Source organism: Pseudomonas asiatica (genome assembly GCF_009932335.1).
Taxonomy (GTDB): Bacteria; Pseudomonadota; Gammaproteobacteria; order Pseudomonadales; family Pseudomonadaceae; genus Aquipseudomonas; species Aquipseudomonas asiatica.
On the sequence record NZ_BLJF01000003.1, the window covers coordinates 704,752 to 720,628 of the forward strand.

Here is a 15,877-nt window from a genome sequence, read left to right on the forward strand (position 1 = left end):
GAATAAGGCTTTAGTCTATGACCAAAGCCTTAATCAAATCTTAAACAGATTTTGCAAAAAATTTCAGCGCGGCAGCTGCAGATTGTTCCAGATCGCCAGGCTCGGCTCGGCCTGGTTCAAGGTGTAAAAGTGCAGGCCCGGTGCGCCACCTTGCAACAGCTGTTCGCACATGCCGGTGATCACTTCCTCGCCGAATGCCTGGATGCTGGCGGTGTCGTCGGCATAGGCTTCCAGCTGCTTGCGGATCCAGCGCGGGATCTCGGCGCCACAGGCGTCGGAGAAACGCGCCAGCTTGCTGTAGTTGGTGATCGGCATGATGCCGGGTACCACCGGGATGTCCACGCCCAGCTTCTGTGCGCGCTCGACGAAGTAGAAGTAGCTGTCGGCGTTGAAGAAGTACTGGGTGATGGCGCTGTCGGCACCGGCCTTGACCTTGTGCACGAAGTTGGCCAGGTCAGCCTCGAAGTTGCGGGCCTGGGGGTGCATCTCGGGGTAGGCGGCCACTTCCAGGTGGAAGTGGTCGGCAGTTTCCTGGCGGATGAATTCGACCAGGTCGCTGGCGTAGCGCAGTTCGCCACTGGCCATACCCATGCCCGATGGCAGGTCGCCACGCAGGGCGACGATGCGCTTGATGCCTGCAGCCTTGTATTCGGCCAGCAGGGCACGCAGTTCGGCCTTGGTGTCGCCTACGCACGACAGGTGCGGCGCGGCAGGTATCTTCACTTCGCTTTCCAGCTGCAGCACGGTGTTCAGCGTGCGGTCGCGGGTCGAGCCACCGGCACCGTAGGTGCAGGAGAAGAAGTCCGGGTTGTAAGCGGCCAACTGGCGGGCGACGCCCATCAGCTTTTCGTGACCGGCATCGGTCTTGGTCGGGAAGAACTCGAAACTGTAACGGCGTTCCTGGGACATCTGGCGTTCCTCTAGCAGCAAGCTTCAAGCGGCAGGCTGCAAGTAAAAGCCAGATCGGTTATGGCCGGCCTGGCTTGGGCATCGTTCAAGATCCTTGATGCTTGAGCTGCAAGCGGCAATGGCACGGTCTGCCTTTGATTGCCGCTTGACGCTTCAAGCTGGCCGCTTAGTAGCGGTAGGCGTGTGGCTTGAACGGGCCTTCGACGGTGACACCGATGTAGTCGGCCTGCTGCTTGGTCAGTTGGGTGACCACGCCACCGAAGCCGCGGACCATTTCCAGTGCCACTTCTTCGTCGAGCTTCTTCGGCAGTACTTCGACGGTCAGGCGTTCGGCTTTCTTCTCGGCCGGCAGGTCGGCGAACTTCTGCTCGAACAGGAAGATCTGCGCCAGTACCTGGTTGGCGAACGAACCGTCCATGATGCGGCTTGGGTGGCCAGTGGCGTTACCCAGGTTGACCAGGCGACCTTCGGCCAACAGGATCAGATAGTCGTCGTTCTGCGGGTCGAAGCTGCCAGCGCCGGTGCGGTGGATCTTGTGCACCTGCGGCTTGACCTCTTCCCAGGCCCAGTTCTTGCGCATGAAGGCGGTGTCGATCTCGTTGTCGAAGTGGCCGATGTTGCACACCACGGCACGCTTCTTCAGCGCCTTGAGCATGTTGGCGTCGCAGACGTTGACGTTACCGGTAGTGGTCACGATCAGGTCGATCTTGCCCAGCAGGGCCTTGTCGATGCTGGCTTCGGTGCCATTGTTGATACCGTCGATGAACGGCGAAACCACTTCGAAACCGTCCATGCAGGCCTGCATGGCGCAGATCGGGTCAACTTCGGTGACCTTGACGATCATGCCTTCCTGGCGCAGGGACTGGGCCGAGCCCTTGCCCACGTCACCGTAGCCGATCACCAGGGCCTGCTTGCCCGACAGCAGGTGGTCGGTACCACGCTTGATGGCGTCGTTCAGGCTGTGACGGCAGCCGTACTTGTTGTCGTTCTTGCTCTTGGTAACCGAGTCGTTGACGTTGATCGCCGGGACTTTCAGCTCGCCCTTGGCCAGCATGTCCAGCAGGCGGTGCACGCCGGTGGTGGTCTCTTCGGTCACACCGTGGACGCGCTCCAGCACTTGCGGGTATTTCTTGTGCAGCAGCTCGGTCAGGTCGCCACCGTCGTCGAGGACCATATTGGCGTCCCATGGCTGGCCATCCTTGAGGATGGTTTGCTCCAGGCACCACTCGTACTCCTGTTCGGTTTCACCTTTCCAGGCGAAAACCGGGATACCGGCGGCGGCGATGGACGCGGCGGCCTGGTCCTGGGTGGAGAAGATGTTGCAGGACGACCAGCGCACTTCGGCACCCAGCGCAACCAGGGTTTCGATCAGCACGGCGGTCTGGATGGTCATGTGGATGCAGCCCAGGATCTTCGCACCCTTGAGCGGTTGCTCGGCCAGGTACTTGCGACGCAGGCCCATCAGTGCAGGCATTTCCGACTCGGCGATGATGGTTTCGCGACGCCCCCAGGCGGCCAGGGAGATGTCGGCGACTTTGTAATCGGTAAAACCAGCAGGCATGTTTGCAGCGCTCATGAGAGCCTCCATTCGTAGTGTGCGAATGGGCGCCGTTGTGCGTTAAGCGCTCGCGAGAGCGAGCAACGCCCCATCCGAGCCTGACAGGCCTAGCCTGCTGCAGCGCCCCTCGGACGGGTGGCGGGCATGGCGCCGCTGTGGGCGGCCATGTGAAGCGGCGGAGATTATAGCCGCGCCCGTCGGCTTGCCCAAGGTTTTCTGTCGATTAATCGCGACGATAGTCGATGTTCAATGGAGCGGCAGCGGCCGCTCTGCCATCATTGCTGCACGTTAGCCAAGCAGGTCAGGAGTACAGATGAACTTTCATACCCGCAAGTGGGTTAAACCCGAAGACCTCAACCCAAATGGCACTTTGTTCGGTGGCAGCCTGTTGCGCTGGATCGACGAAGAGGCTGCGATCTACGCCATCGTCCAGTTGGGCAACCAGCGTGTGGTGACCAAATACATATCAGAAATCAACTTCGTCAGTGCCTCGCGTCAGGGCGACATCATCGAGCTGGGCATCACTGCCACCGAGTTCGGCCGTACCTCGATCACCCTCAAGTGCGAAGTGCGCAACAAGATCACCCGCAAGGCCATCCTCACGGTCGACAAGATGGTCTTCGTCAACCTTGGCGAGGATGGGTTGCCGGCGGCGCATGGGCGGACCGAGATCAAGTACATCCAGGACCAGTTCCCGGATTCGGCAGTGGAATGAACATTCTGGGGCCGCAAAGCGGCCCCTGCATTCTCAAGGCTGAGCGCTCACTTTGCGCACCACCCGCCCGATGCTCAACCCCTGCACCAGGATCGACGACAGCACCACGATGTAGGTGATCGACAGCAGCAGGTCACGTTCCTCGCCCAGTGGCAGCGACAGTGCCAGGGCAACCGATACCCCACCGCGCAGGCCACCCCAGGTCAGCACCCGAACCGTGCCCTTTGGCACCGGGCGCCAGCGCCGCAGCAGCACGATCGCCGGGGCCACGGTCAGCAACCGCGACAGTAGCACCGCCAGCGCCAGCACGCCGCCGGCTACCATGTGCATCCAGTTGAAAGGCAGCAGCAACAGCTCCAGGCCGATCAACGCGAACAGCAAGGCGTTGAGCATGTCGTCGATCAGCTCCCAGAAGCCGTCCATGTAGCGACGGGTCATGTCGTTCATCGCCAGGTTGCGCCCCAGGTTGCCGATTATCAGCCCGGCCACCACCATGGCGATCGGCGCCGAAACGTGCAGTTCGTAGCACATTGCCGAGCCGCCGATGACCAGCGCCAGGGTCAGCATCACTTCCACCTGGTATTGCTCGACGCTCTTGATCATGCGGTAGGTGGCATAGCCGATCAGGCCGCCGAACAGCACCCCGCCGATGGCCTCGCGGGCGAACAGGATCGCCGTATCGGTCATGCTCGGCGTTTCGCCCAAACGGATGATGCCCAGCAACACGGTGAACACCACTACCGCGGTGCCGTCATTGAACAGCGACTCGCCGACGATCGTGGTTTTCAGTGGTTTGGAGGCGTTGGCGGTACGTAGCGCGCCAAGCACGGCGATCGGGTCGGTGGGCGAGATCAGCGCACCGAACAGCAGGCAGTAGATCAGCGGCACTTGCCAGCCGAACAGGGCGAACACCCAGTGCGACAGGTAGCCGATGACGACGGTGGCAATCAGTACGCCGACGGTGGCCAGCAGGCCGATGGGCCAGCGGTAGCTGCGCAGGTCGGAAAGGTTCACGTGCAAGGCGCCGGCGAACAGCAGGAACGCCAGCATCCAGTGCATCAGCAGGTCATTGAAGTCGATCTGGTTCATCAGCCCTTCGACGCGCGCTTCCAGGCCAGGGAAGCCGATCAGGCTCAGGCCCTGCAGCATCAGGGAAAACAGCAGCGCCGTGACCATCACGCCGATGGCAGGGGGCAGGCCGATGAAACGGTAATTTACATAGGTGAGGAGGGTGGTGAGGCAGATAAACGCGGCAACTAGTTCAAGCATCCCGAATCCTGTAACAGTGGCTTCCAAGTCGTAACCCGAATGGCTCGGGCAGTTCTTTGATGACCTGGCGCAGGGTTCGGGACACACTATTTGACTGTGCAGGTAGACCGCGTTTCTGTTGTGAGGTTTCCATCGGGTTTCATCATGCTTCGGTTCTTGCTGTCGAGCACTCATGGCTTTCTGGCTCGACGGGCTGGTGCTGCAAGCCGGAGCCCGGTAGGGCGACCTCGGCGATTCGTGTCGAGAAGTACCTGTCGAAAGGCTCCCAGTCGGGATATTCCTCGGGCGAGACAGCCATTGCCATCAAACGACCTACAAGGCCGCAGATCCAGTCTGCGCATTGCAGGGTCTGGAAGAGGTGGCTTTCGCCCTGCAGCGGCGGCTCTATCAGGCTCCGACATTTTTCTGCGGGATCCTCGAACATTGCCAGGGTGCAGGCTTCTACATTTTGCTCACGCCACTCGTTGCCAGCACGCTGCTCATCCAGCAGGAGCATGAAGGTTGAGCGGGACTGCGTGCAGTAACGATCGATCGTTCGCACCGCATGCAGCAGTTGGCGTCTGAATGTCTTGGTCGCGTCGTGCTGCCTGGCCGGGCCGGTCTTATGTTCACCCGCATAAATGACATACCCACCAATCTTTCTGATGTGGTTGAGCAGGCGAAACGTTGCCTGTCTCAACGATCGATATTGTGTGACGTTACGTGTCGTGAATAACTTTGAGCCCTTCTTTTCCCATTGATAGGGAGGGAGGCTTCTGGGGTTTTCATGGTTTATATCCCAGGCAAGTAACTGGCATTTCAGCTGATAGAAGAAGATGGCGAACTCCCGTACTTCTTCTGCAGGTAGTAGCACCCCACCCAGCCCGAACACTGGACTGGTCTTGAACTGGGTATGAGTGCGCGAGATGTATTGCCCGACATGGCCGAATTCGTCGAGGTAGGCCACATAATGCGTCATGATTTCTGGGTGTCCTTGGCCCAGAAACACGAAAGCCCGCATGCTTGCGCATCGCGGGCCTCGGAAGGTAGGCACGGGTAACCCCATGCGTTACGGCGATCCTAATCCTGGAAAGCCTGAAGCGTCAATCGCGTTTCGTAAGCGAGTGTGTTTCCGTTTGGGTGGCCGCCTTGAGGTATCACGCGTTTCCATGCGGCACAGCGAGCGATGAGTGTATTGCGTTTTGGGGTAAGCCCCGGCTTGCAAGGCGTATTGAAACTTCCACAGAGTTTGTAGTCTTTCTCCTTAGTCGTACCTTTTACCCAATGTATAGTGCTGCAAACGAATCTGACTCGAAGGCAAGGACGATTTCGCGTGCTGGCAACTTCCCTAGTGTTGGTCGCTGCCCTGCTGCATGCGACCTGGAATACCCTGATCAAATTCAGCGGCGAGCGCCTGCTGGTGATCGCCAGCATGGATACGGTGGCGTTGGCCTTCGCGGTGCTGGCGGTGCCCTTCGCCGCGGTACCGCCGACTAATATCTGGCCCTGGCTTCTGGCTTCGGCGCTGGCCGAGCAGTTGTACCGCTTCCTGTTGATCCAGGCCTACCGCGTGGGCGACCTGGGGCTGGTCTATCCTCTGATGCGCGGGCTGTCGCCGTTGGTGGTGCTGGGGCTGACCCTGGCCTTTGCCGGCGAATCGCTGAGCCAGCAGCAGATCATCGGCATCCTGCTGATCCCCTGTGGCATGGCCTGCCTGTTGTGGCAGGGCGGTGGCGGTGACCGGCTGCCTTGGTCGATGCTGCCGGTGGTTGTCCTGATTGGCCTGTGTATTGGTTGCTACACCTGGTTCGACGGCCAGGCCGTGCGCTTGTGGGGCAAGCCTTGGGATTATCTGGTATGGCTGACCTTGCTCAGTGCCTGGCCCTTCCCGTTGCTGGCCAGCGTGGCCCGACGTGCGCCATTCATCTTGTTCTGGCGCCTTCAGTGGCGCCTGGGGCTGGCGGTGGGGCTGTGTGTACTGCTCAGTTACGCGCTGGTGCTGTGGGCCATGCACCTCGGGTCGGTGGCCGAAGCGGCGGCGTTGCGCGAGTTGAGTGTGATTCTGGTGGTGCTGCTGGGCATGCGCTACCTGAAAGAACCTTTTGGCGGGCCGAGACTCCTAGCTTGCGGGCTGGTGTTGGCCGGCATGCTGGTAATGAAGCTTTGACCCGAAGACTGAACAAGGAGTCCTGTCCATGACTGTTGCCCTGTGGTGCATCCTGATCGCGCTGCTCTTGCCGCCACTTTGCGCGTTGATCGCCAAGGCCGGTAGTGGCCGCTTCCGACTGCGCGACAACCACGACCCGCGTGCGTTCCTGGATACCCTGTCCGGGCTGCCGCGGCGCGCGCATGCTGCCCAGCAGAACAGTTACGAGGCCTTCCCGGCATTTGCCGCGGCGGTGCTGGTGGCGGATATCGTCGGCAATGCCGAGCAGGTGACCCAGGATGTGCTGGGGGTGATGTACATCACCAGCCGGCTGCTTTACATCATCTGTTACCTGGCCGACTGGGCCATGCTGCGATCGCTGGTGTGGTTTGCCGGGATGGCGATGATCGTGGCTTTCTTCGTGGTTTCAATCTGATACCGCGTCGCCTTCTTCGCGGGCAAGCCCGCGAAGAATCCACCGTCGATCAAGGTACTTTCGGCACCTCGGGCAGCGGCTTGCCCTTGGGCCACAGCATCCAGATCTGCCCCTGCTGCTTCATGTTCCCGGCCAGTTCTCCAGCTTCCGGCCCAGTGCCCCAGAACAGGTCCGCGCGCACCTCGCCAGTAATTGCCCCGCCGGTATCCTGGGCCCCCACCGGGCGTACCACCGGCGTACCGTCCGGGCGAGTGGTGGACAACCACAGCAAGCTGCCCAGCGGAATCACCTTGCGGTCGATGGCCACGCTGTAGCCAGCGGTCAGCGGTACGTTCAGCGAACCGCGTGGCCCTTCGTTGCTGTCCGGGCGGGTGCTGAAGAACACGTAGCTGGGGTTGCTGGCGAGCAGTTCCGGCACCCGTTGTGGGTTGGCCTGGGCCCAGGCATGAATGGCGCCCATGCTCACTTCTTCCTTCTTCAACTGGCCCTGTTCCACCAGCCAGCGCCCGATCGGCCGGTAGGGGTGGCCGTTCTGGTCGGCGTAACCCAGGCGCAGCTGGCGCCCGTCTTCCAGTTGTACCCGGCCGGAACCCTGAATCTGCAGAAACTGCAGGTCCATCGGGTCGGTCAGCCAGGCCAGCACCGGTGCCTTGACGCCGTCACGGTTGATCACCTCGGCGGTGTCGTATGGCTTGAGCACCCGGCCATCAAGGCGACCGCGCAGACGCTTGCCCTTGAGTTCGGGGTACACGCTGGCCAGGTCGACCACGATCATGTCGTCGGGGATGCCATAGACCGCCACGTGGTTGGTTGCCGACTGGCTCAGGCTGCCAGGGTAGACCGGTTCGTAGTAACCGGTGATCAGGCCGTTGGCGTTATTCTCGGCCGAGCGCAGGCCGTATACCTGCAGGTTCTGTTGCAGGAAGGCACGCACCTGCAAGGCATTGTCGGGCACGCTGGCGGCTGCTTCGCAGGTGCTGGCCCAGACGGTGTCGCGCTTTAGCTTTTCACAGCCGTTGCGCCAGGCCTGGAAGCCCGCCACCAGGTCGCTGTCGCTGACGGTGGGCAGGTCCTGCCAAGTGGCATTGGCGTAGGTGGCGATGGCATGGGGCTCGGGTTTGGTGCTTTCGCCACCGTTGCAGCCGGCCAGCAGGGCCAGCGCCGGAAGTGTCCAGGCCAGATGGCGCAGGGCAGATTTCATGAGTACGTTCCTGTCATGGGTGAACACGGATATTCGCCCCTATTTTTATGTGGCTATTGGTCTTTGGCCGCTGGGCGGCGATACTGGCCGCCCATTTGCGTAGGCCGAAGTGACCGTGATGTTGAAGCGATTGACCATTGTTCTGCTGGCAGCACTGGCTCTGGGTGGTTGTGACCGGGTTGACCCGAACTCCCCGCTGGGCAAGCGCAAGGTGATCTTCAAGGACATGCTCAAGACCAGCGAAGACCTGGGCGGCATGTTGCGTGGGCGGTTGCCGTTCGACGGGGTGAAGTTTGCCGACGGTGCGCTGAAGCTGGACAACCTTTCGCACCAGCCCTGGCAGCACTTCCCACAGGCTCGTGATGGTGGCGACAGTAGTGCGCGTGCCGAGGTATGGGAGCGGCAGACGCGCTTTCATGACCTGGCCCGCCAGCTGGAAGGCGTCACTGGCGAACTGGTCGATGTCACCCGCGGTCAGCCGCTGGACGCTGCGCAGCTGAAGGCGCCGATGGACAAGGTCGAAGCGGCTTGCAAGGCCTGTCATACGGAATTCCGCAATCATTGATGGACTGCATTGCCCTGTGTAGGAGCGGCCTTGTGTCGCGATAGGGCTGCGCAGCGGCCCCAGGATTTCAGCTGATGCACAAATGGCCGGGGCCGCTTTGCGGCCCATCGCGACACAAGGCCGCTCCTACAATGATCGCGTTTGCCCGGTCGGAGCCTCAGCGATCCAGATCCTCCACCGCTTCCTGCAGTTCCTTGCGCGACTCGGCCAGCTTGTCCTTGCGCTTGTTGATCTTCTCCGAATCGCCTTTCTTCTCGGCTTTCTTCAAGTCCTTTTCCCGCTGCGCCACTTCGTGACGGGCGTCGAGCACCTTCTGCTCACGTTCCTTGCGCAGGCCGGCGTCGGTGCAGTTATCGACCCCTCGCAGTGCCTCTTCAAGCCCTGCGGCCTGTTCGTTGTTGCCGTGGTCACGGGCAATCTTCAACTGGTTCTCGATGGCGCTACGCTTGGCGGCGCAACCGGTCAGGCCGGCATCCGGCTGGGCGGCTTGTGCGGCACCAGCGGCCAGGCCCAGTGTCGCGATCAGGAAAAGGGTCGAAATACGTTTCATGAAAAGCCTCCTTGAGGGGGCGGGGCAGCAAAAGTTGGGGGAAATCCTGCCTTGGTTTTGCCCATTTAGAAACCCTTGTTGGGGTTTTCCGGCTTAATCTCGGGATTTTCCTACAGGTAAATTGGTAAATAATCATTGCTCGATGCTTTGCCTGTCGATCCGGAATCCATCGATCCCTGCCGTGGCCAGTTGCGTTGCAATGGCTTGAACCTCGGTGGTTGCAAAAAATCCAGCAAGCTGTTGCCCGCGCTTTTCGCCGATACCGGGCATGGCTTGCCATTCAAGATTCGTGCGGGCAGCCAGCTCCAGCCAGTCGCCTGTTACCTGCATGCCGGTGGGTGTAGGCGCGCCGAGTCCGCGCAGCCATTGCGCAAAGGGCCGTGAGCGGGCTTGGTCGAAACTGCCCAGCAACTGCGAAGCCGTTGTGTCACTGATACCCGCTACCTGGGCCAGGCGCTCGGCATCCAGATGCAGCCAGTCGGTCATCGAGGTCACCAGCCCGGCAGCCACCAGTCGGCGCCAGGTACCAGGGCCGGTGCGCGGCAGGGCCAGCCCCTGCTTGCCGCTGAGCCAGGTGAGACGAGCAATGAACTGCTCTTCGCAGCCTTCGCTGATCTGCCAGCAGCTGTGGGCATGATGCTGGCCGGGCGCTGGTGCGATCACCGGTTGGCGCTCGGCGGCGCGGTGCACCACTTGCTCCAAGCGTGGGATGGTCAGCCCGGCAAGGCTGACGGCCACCTGGTCACCGGGGCGGATGTCGAGCTTGAGCCAACGTGCCAGCGATCCCAGGCTCACCTGGGTGATTCGCCGGTCATCCAGGGTAACCGGCAGTACATGCAAGACTGGCGTAACCCTGCCGGTACGGCCGACGCGGAAGCGTACTTCGCGCACTTCGGCCAAGGCCTGCGTGTACGGGTGCTTCCACGCCGCGATCCAGTAGGGCGCCTTGGCCTGCCAGCGCTCGGACGGAGGCCGGACGCCTTGGCGCAACACCACGCCATCGGTGGCGAAAGGCAGGGGTGAGCGGTACCAGTACTCACGCCAGTGCGCTGCATCGTCCGCTGTTTCTATGGCGACGCTGTAATCCTGGCTGTGCGCAAAACCCAGATCCGCCAGCTGCGCGAGGCGCTCGGCCTGCTGGTCTGGGCCCTGCGGCCAGTCCCATACGAACAGGCCGATGCGCTCACCTTGCTCACGACCCAGCTGCTTGCGAGCCAGCAGCCCGGCTACTGTCCCTCGGGCGTTGGCGCTGCCTGCCCGGGCTTGCACATGCGCGTCCAGGCGCAGGTACAATTCGCCCTGCAGTTGCAGGTCAATGGCCTGGGGCAGCTGCCGGTTGAGTTCGACGAGCAGGGGGATGTGGCGGCTCCAGTCGTGCCCCTGCACGCCGTCCCCCCGGCTGATCAACTGCACCAGCCGGCCCTTTCGGTAGATGAGGGAGACTGCTACGCCATCGACCTTTGGTTGCACCCAGACATCTGCCTTGCCGGCCAGCCAGCGTTCTACAGCCTGACGGTCGGCCAGCTTGTCGACGCCGGTGTGCGGTACCGGATGCGGAATTGGCCCGCCAGCGCTGGCCAGCGGGGACGGGGTAGTCGTGATGCCAAAGCATTGCTGCAGGTGCGCCAGGTGCTGGCGGCTCTGGTCGTACAGTTCATCGGCCACCAGTGCGATGCCCTTACGATGATAATGGTCGTCCCAGCGGGCAAGCGTGGCGCGCAGTCGGCTCACTTCAGCCTCGACTTGTTGCGGGTTCCAGGTGGGGCATGTGGCGGCACGGGCCAGGGGAGCATTCAACGTCAACAGTAGGGCGAAAAGCAGCATGAGCGGCATGGCCAGCATCCTTGCATGGCGGGTGTGAGCCCTCAGCCTAGGCAGGTAGCGTGCGGGTCGCCATGCAGCGTTTGTCAGCCCATATGTCACAAAAAAGCCCCTGCCGATTGCTCAGCAGGGGCTTTCGCCTGGCGTTGTAGGAAACTTACAGGCCGGCAGCGTCACGCAGCGACTGGGCGCGGTCGGTACGCTCCCAGGTGAAGGTGGTGAAGGTGTCGTCGCCGACCGTCTTCTGCTGCGGGGTACGGCCGAAGTGGCCGTAGGCAGCGGTTTCCTGGTACATCGGGTGCAGCAGGTCGAGCATGGTGGTGATGGCGTAAGGACGCAGGTCGAAGCACTCGCGCACCAGCTGGATGATCTTGTCGTCGGAGACCTTGCCGGTACCGAAGGTGTTGATCGAGATGGAGGTCGGCTGGGCCACGCCGATGGCGTACGACACCTGGATCTCGCAACGCTCGGCCAGGCCGGCGGCGACGATGTTCTTGGCCACGTAGCGGCCGGCGTAGGCGGCGGAACGGTCGACCTTGGATGGGTCCTTGCCGGAGAACGCGCCACCCCCATGGCGGGCCATGCCGCCGTAGGAGTCGACGATGATCTTGCGCCCGGTCAGGCCGCAGTCACCCACCGGGCCACCGATGATGAAGTTGCCGGTCGGGTTGATGTGGTACTGGGTGCCCTTGTGCAGCAGTTCGGCAGGCAGGGTGTGCTTGACGATCAGCTCCATCACGGCTTCCTGCAGGTCTTTCTGCGAAACCTCAGGGTTGTGCTGGGTCGACAGCACCACGGCGTCGATGCCGACCACCTTGCCATTTTCGTAACGGCAGGTGACCTGCGACTTGGCGTCCGGACGCAGCCATGGCAGCAGTTTCGATTTGCGCGCCTCGGCCTGGCGCTCGACCAGACGGTGCGAGAAGCAGATCGGTGCCGGCATCAGCACATCGGTTTCGTTGCTGGCGTAGCCGAACATCAGGCCCTGGTCACCGGCGCCCTGGTCTTCCGGGCGGGAACGGTCGACGCCCTGGGCGATGTCCACCGACTGTTTGCCGATGATGTTCATCACGGCGCAGGTGGCGCCGTCGAAACCGACGTCGGAGCTGTTGTAGCCGATGTCGATGATGACCTTGCGCACCAGCTCTTCCAGGTCGACCCAGGCGGAGGTGGTGACTTCGCCGGCGATGATGGCGACGCCGGTCTTGACCAGGGTTTCGCAGGCTACGCGGGCGTATTTGTCCTGGGCGATGATGGCATCAAGGACGGCGTCCGAAATCTGGTCGGCGATCTTGTCCGGATGCCCTTCGGACACGGACTCGGAGGTGAAAAGGGAGTATTCGCTCATCTCGAAGGTTCCTGAAATTTACCGATGGTGTATGTCGCCAGCCGTCCGCTGGAAATGGCGGACCTGGATCTGGAAACCGTTACGCAAGCCCACGTACAGGCTGTCCCCGGGGGCCAGCCCGGCGTCGTTGGCCCAACGGGCCAGGTCGTCCTGTTCGAAGCCAAGCCACAGGTCGCCGCAGGCTTCGCGCGCCCACCCCTGGTCATGGCTGCACAGTTCGGTTACCAGCAGGCTGCCGCCTGCCTTCACCCGTTTGGCCAGCTGGCGCAAGGCCAGGGCCGGGTCGCTGAAATGGTGCAGCACCATGTTCAGCACAACGCAGTCGGCGGCCACATCCGTTGCACCCAGTGCATCGGCCAACTGCAGGTTCACGTTGTCGAGCCCTTCGCGCTGGCACACCTGGCGCGCCAGTTCGAGCATGGTCGGGCTGTTGTCCAGGGCGGTGACCTGGGCGAAGCGCCGGGCCAGGTCGGGCAGGAAGCCACCGTCACCGGGGCCGACCTCCAGGGCGCTGGCGGCCGGGTCGAAATTCAGTTTGTCGAGCAGCGCCAGCAGGCTTTCGCGGTACTGCGGCAGGCCGGCGATCAGGTCTTGCTGGGCGCGGAACTTCTCTTCCACGCGCAGGAAGAAGTCCTGGCTGGTGGCTGCGCGGCGTTGCTGCACCTGGGCAATGCGCGCCTGCACGTCAGGCGGAAGAGTCAGGTCGTCCACCTCTTCGAGCAGCGCCGCGTGCAGCCGACCGCCCAGGCGCAAGCTGTCGGGCAGGGCGCGGCGGTAGAAGATGGCATTGCCCTCGCGGCGGGTCGCCACCAGCTCGGCCTGGGCCAGCACTTTAAGGTGATGGCTCATGCCCGACTGGCCCACGTCGAAGATCTGCGCCAGCTCCAGCACGCCGAACGAGTCGTTGGCCAGGGCGCGCAATACGTTCAGGCGCAGCTCGTCGCCACTGGCTTTGCACAGGGCAGCCAATGCTTCGCGTTGCTCGGGGATCGATTGCGCACGGAGGTTCATGGTGCGGCAGTCTAGACAGGCATCGTTGCCCTAGCAAGGGCAATATCAAAAAGTTTTGATATTGAGTGATGAGTGGGGTGGTTCTCCCGGTTTTACCCCGAATTGAATGCCAATCGCAGGAAAATCCCCCGACTGCGACCATACGTCATTGCCCCAAGCCCCCCCAGTGGGCGAAAATGGCCGCCTTTTTTCGTGACACCACCTATTCAAGCCCCCAGGAGATCAGCGATGCCCAGCCGTCGTGAACGTGCCAACGCCATTCGTGCCCTCAGCATGGATGCCGTGCAAAAGGCCAACAGCGGCCACCCAGGTGCCCCCATGGGCATGGCGGATATCGCCGAAGTGCTTTGGCGCGACTATCTGAAGCACAACCCGAGCAACCCGAGTTTCGCCGACCGTGACCGCTTCGTACTGTCCAACGGCCACGGTTCGATGCTGATCTACTCGCTGCTGCACCTGACCGGCTACGACGTCACCATCGATGACATCAAAGGCTTCCGCCAGCTGCACAGCCGCACCCCGGGCCACCCGGAATACGGCTACACCCCAGGCGTCGAGACCACCACCGGCCCGCTCGGCCAGGGTATCGCCAACGCCGTGGGCTTCGCCCTGGCCGAAAAAGTGCTCGCTGCCCAGTTCAACCGTGATGGCCATAACATCGTCGACCACCACACCTACGTGTTCCTCGGCGACGGCTGCATGATGGAGGGCATCTCCCATGAAGTCGCCTCGCTGGCCGGCACCCTGGGCCTGAACAAGCTGATCGCCTTCTACGACGACAACGGCATTTCCATCGACGGCGAAGTGCACGGCTGGTTCACCGACAACACCCCGGCGCGCTTCGAAGCGTACAACTGGCAGGTGATCCGCAACGTCGACGGCCATGACGCCGACGAGATCAAGACCGCCATCGAGACCGCTCGCAAGAGCGATCGCCCGACCCTGATCTGCTGCAAGACCATCATTGGTTTCGGCTCGCCGAACAAGCAGGGCAAGGAAGACTGCCACGGCGCACCGCTGGGCAACGACGAAATCGCCCTGGCTCGCAAGGAACTGAACTGGAACCACGGCCCGTTCGAAATCCCGGCCGACATCTATGCCGAGTGGGACGCCAAGGCTGCCGGTGCCAAGGTTGAAGCCGACTGGAACCAGCGCTTCGACGCCTACGCCAAGGCCTACCCGGAGCTGGCTGCCGAGTTCAAGCGCCGTGACAGCGGCGAGCTGCCGGCCGACTTCAGCGAGAAGGCCCAGGCCTACATCAACGAAGTGGCCGCCAAGGGCGAAACCATCGCCAGCCGCAAGGCCAGCCAGAACGCCCTGAACGCCTTCGGCCCGCTGCTGCCAGAGTTCCTCGGCGGTTCGGCCGACCTGGCCGGTTCCAACCTGACCCTGTGGAAGGGCTGCAAGGGTGTCGAAGCCAACGACGCCAGCGGCAACTACGTGTTCTACGGCGTGCGCGAGTTCGGCATGACCGCCATCATGAACGGCGTTGCCCTGCACGGTGGCCTGGTGCCTTACGGCGCGACCTTCCTGATGTTCATGGAATACGCCCGTAACGCCGTGCGCATGTCGGCACTGATGAAGCAGCGCGTGATCCACGTCTACACCCACGACTCCATCGGCCTGGGCGAAGACGGCCCGACTCACCAGCCGATCGAGCAACTGACCAGCCTGCGCAGCACGCCGAACCTGGACACCTGGCGCCCAGCCGACGCGGTGGAATCTGCCGTGTCCTGGAAAAGCGCCCTGGAGCGCAAGGACGGCCCTTCGGCGCTGATCTTCTCGCGCCAGAACCTGCAGCACCAGGACCGCGACGCCCAGCAGATCGCCGACATCAGCCGCGGTGGCTACGTGCTCAAGGACTGCGCCGGCGAGCCTGAGCTGATCCTGATCGCCACCGGTTCCGAAGTGGGCCTGGCTGTTCAGGCGCACGCCAAGCTGACCGAACAAGGCCGCAAGGTGCGCGTGGTTTCCATGCCGTGCACCAGCGTGTTCGATGCCCAGGACGCTGCCTACAAGCAGTCCGTGCTGCCGCTGGAAGTGGGTGCGCGTATCGCCATCGAGGCCGCTCACGCCGACTTCTGGTACAAGTACGTCGGCCTGGAAGGTCGTATCATCGGCATGACCACCTACGGTGAGTCGGCGCCGGCTTCGGCACTGTTCGAAGAGTTCGGCTTCACCCTGGAGAACATCCTCGGTACTGCCGAAGAGCTGCTGGAAGACTGATACAAGGAAGGCGAGGGCCTTTGGCCCTCGTTCGCGGCACAAGGCCGCTCCTACAGGGTATTGCGCACGCCGTCCCCTGTAGGAGCGGCCTTGTGCCGCGAATGGGCTGCGCAGCGGCCCCGTTCAACTGCCGGAGTTCAAGA

Annotated in this window: 14 protein-coding genes and 1 riboswitch; of the genes, 5 read left to right on the plus strand and 9 right to left on the minus strand. The window is 62.4% G+C overall.

Features of this window, described 5'->3' with window-relative positions; genetic code table 11:
* Positions 1–63 precede the first annotated feature (63 nt).
* Together metF and ahcY are read right to left on the minus strand one after the other, a co-directional pair.
* Positions 64–909, minus strand: a complete 846-nt coding sequence (gene metF / locus GYA95_RS25740; protein WP_015272070.1) for a methylenetetrahydrofolate reductase [NAD(P)H] — start codon at positions 907–909, stop codon at positions 64–66.
* A 166-nt stretch (positions 910–1,075) separates the two neighbouring features.
* The gene (ahcY, locus tag GYA95_RS25745) at positions 1,076–2,485 is read right to left on the minus strand and encodes an adenosylhomocysteinase (protein ID WP_015272069.1); all 1,410 of its coding nucleotides are present in this window, start codon (positions 2,483–2,485) and stop codon (positions 1,076–1,078) included.
* Between the two features lie 20 nt (positions 2,486–2,505).
* Positions 2,506–2,602: riboswitch (S-adenosyl-L-homocysteine riboswitch) on the minus strand.
* Between the two features lie 178 nt (positions 2,603–2,780).
* Between ahcY and GYA95_RS25750 the strand changes: the two genes are divergently transcribed.
* Positions 2,781–3,182 (plus strand): acyl-CoA thioesterase, encoded by a 402-nt coding sequence (locus GYA95_RS25750; protein WP_003257757.1) that lies wholly within the window; start codon positions 2,781–2,783, stop codon positions 3,180–3,182.
* Positions 3,183–3,215: 33 nt separating this feature from the next.
* Here GYA95_RS25750 and GYA95_RS25755 read toward each other — a convergent pair whose 3' ends face one another.
* Together GYA95_RS25755 and GYA95_RS25760 are read right to left on the minus strand one after the other, a co-directional pair.
* Entirely contained in the window at positions 3,216–4,451 is a 1,236-nt protein-coding gene (locus tag GYA95_RS25755) for a cation:proton antiporter (protein ID WP_015272068.1), read from the minus strand.
* 142 nt (positions 4,452–4,593) lie between these two features.
* On the minus strand, positions 4,594–5,409 hold the full coding sequence (locus GYA95_RS25760; RefSeq protein WP_015272067.1) for a DUF3800 domain-containing protein: 816 nt from the start codon (positions 5,407–5,409) through the stop codon (positions 4,594–4,596).
* A 354-nt stretch (positions 5,410–5,763) separates the two neighbouring features.
* On the opposite strand from GYA95_RS25760, the gene GYA95_RS25765 reads away from it, so the two are divergent.
* Positions 5,764–6,597, plus strand: coding sequence for an EamA family transporter (locus GYA95_RS25765; RefSeq protein ID WP_015272066.1), 834 nt, complete (start codon positions 5,764–5,766; stop codon positions 6,595–6,597).
* Between the two features lie 28 nt (positions 6,598–6,625).
* On the plus strand, positions 6,626–7,012 hold the full coding sequence (locus tag GYA95_RS25770; protein WP_015272065.1) for an MAPEG family protein: 387 nt from the start codon (positions 6,626–6,628) through the stop codon (positions 7,010–7,012).
* A gap of 49 nt (positions 7,013–7,061) precedes the next feature.
* On the opposite strand, the gene mltA is transcribed toward GYA95_RS25770, so the two are convergent.
* The gene (gene mltA, locus GYA95_RS25775; RefSeq protein ID WP_015272064.1) at positions 7,062–8,213 is read right to left on the minus strand and encodes a murein transglycosylase A; all 1,152 of its coding nucleotides are present in this window, start codon (positions 8,211–8,213) and stop codon (positions 7,062–7,064) included.
* Between the two features lie 118 nt (positions 8,214–8,331).
* Between mltA and GYA95_RS25780 the strand changes: the two genes are divergently transcribed.
* Entirely contained in the window at positions 8,332–8,778 is a 447-nt protein-coding gene (locus GYA95_RS25780; protein ID WP_015272063.1) for a c-type cytochrome, read from the plus strand.
* A gap of 157 nt (positions 8,779–8,935) precedes the next feature.
* On the opposite strand, the gene GYA95_RS25785 is transcribed toward GYA95_RS25780, so the two are convergent.
* From GYA95_RS25785 to GYA95_RS25800, 4 genes are all read right to left on the minus strand, one after another.
* Positions 8,936–9,328 carry a DUF1090 domain-containing protein gene (locus GYA95_RS25785; RefSeq protein WP_015272062.1) on the minus strand — a complete coding sequence of 131 codons (393 nt, stop codon included), beginning with the start codon at positions 9,326–9,328 and terminating at the stop codon, positions 8,936–8,938.
* Positions 9,329–9,460: 132 nt separating this feature from the next.
* Entirely contained in the window at positions 9,461–11,161 is a 1,701-nt protein-coding gene (gene ligB, locus GYA95_RS25790; RefSeq protein WP_015272061.1) for an NAD-dependent DNA ligase LigB, read from the minus strand.
* A gap of 145 nt (positions 11,162–11,306) precedes the next feature.
* On the minus strand, positions 11,307–12,497 hold the full coding sequence (metK, locus tag GYA95_RS25795; protein ID WP_015272060.1) for a methionine adenosyltransferase: 1,191 nt from the start codon (positions 12,495–12,497) through the stop codon (positions 11,307–11,309).
* 18 nt (positions 12,498–12,515) lie between these two features.
* Entirely contained in the window at positions 12,516–13,508 is a 993-nt protein-coding gene (locus tag GYA95_RS25800; RefSeq protein ID WP_015272059.1) for an ArsR/SmtB family transcription factor, read from the minus strand.
* A gap of 228 nt (positions 13,509–13,736) precedes the next feature.
* Here GYA95_RS25800 and tkt point away from each other — a divergent pair, with 228 nt between their 5' ends.
* Complete coding sequence (gene tkt, locus GYA95_RS25805; protein WP_015272058.1) at positions 13,737–15,734, plus strand: transketolase; 1,998 nt, start codon at positions 13,737–13,739, stop codon at positions 15,732–15,734.
* The last annotated feature ends 143 nt before the right edge of the window (positions 15,735–15,877 follow it).

Bases quoted from the DNA above. Each gene is read 5' to 3' on its own strand.
- GYA95_RS25785 (WP_015272062.1), bottom strand. From the start codon at position 9,328: ATGAAACGTATTTCGACCCTTTTCCTGATCGCGACACTGGGCCTGGCC.
- metK (WP_015272060.1), bottom strand. From the start codon at position 12,497: ATGAGCGAATACTCCCTTTTCACCTCCGAGTCCGTGTCCGAAGGGCAT.
- GYA95_RS25800 (WP_015272059.1), bottom strand. From the start codon at position 13,508: ATGAACCTCCGTGCGCAATCGATCCCCGAGCAACGCGAAGCATTGGCT.
- ligB (WP_015272061.1), bottom strand. From the start codon at position 11,161: ATGCCGCTCATGCTGCTTTTCGCCCTACTGTTGACGTTGAATGCTCCC.
- GYA95_RS25780 (WP_015272063.1), top strand. From the start codon at position 8,332: ATGTTGAAGCGATTGACCATTGTTCTGCTGGCAGCACTGGCTCTGGGT.
- ahcY (WP_015272069.1), bottom strand. From the start codon at position 2,485: ATGAGCGCTGCAAACATGCCTGCTGGTTTTACCGATTACAAAGTCGCC.
- GYA95_RS25770 (WP_015272065.1), top strand. From the start codon at position 6,626: ATGACTGTTGCCCTGTGGTGCATCCTGATCGCGCTGCTCTTGCCGCCA.
- GYA95_RS25755 (WP_015272068.1), bottom strand. From the start codon at position 4,451: ATGCTTGAACTAGTTGCCGCGTTTATCTGCCTCACCACCCTCCTCACC.
- GYA95_RS25760 (WP_015272067.1), bottom strand. From the start codon at position 5,409: ATGACGCATTATGTGGCCTACCTCGACGAATTCGGCCATGTCGGGCAA.
- mltA (WP_015272064.1), bottom strand. From the start codon at position 8,213: ATGAAATCTGCCCTGCGCCATCTGGCCTGGACACTTCCGGCGCTGGCC.
- GYA95_RS25750 (WP_003257757.1), top strand. From the start codon at position 2,781: ATGAACTTTCATACCCGCAAGTGGGTTAAACCCGAAGACCTCAACCCA.
- tkt (WP_015272058.1), top strand. From the start codon at position 13,737: ATGCCCAGCCGTCGTGAACGTGCCAACGCCATTCGTGCCCTCAGCATG.
- metF (WP_015272070.1), bottom strand. From the start codon at position 909: ATGTCCCAGGAACGCCGTTACAGTTTCGAGTTCTTCCCGACCAAGACC.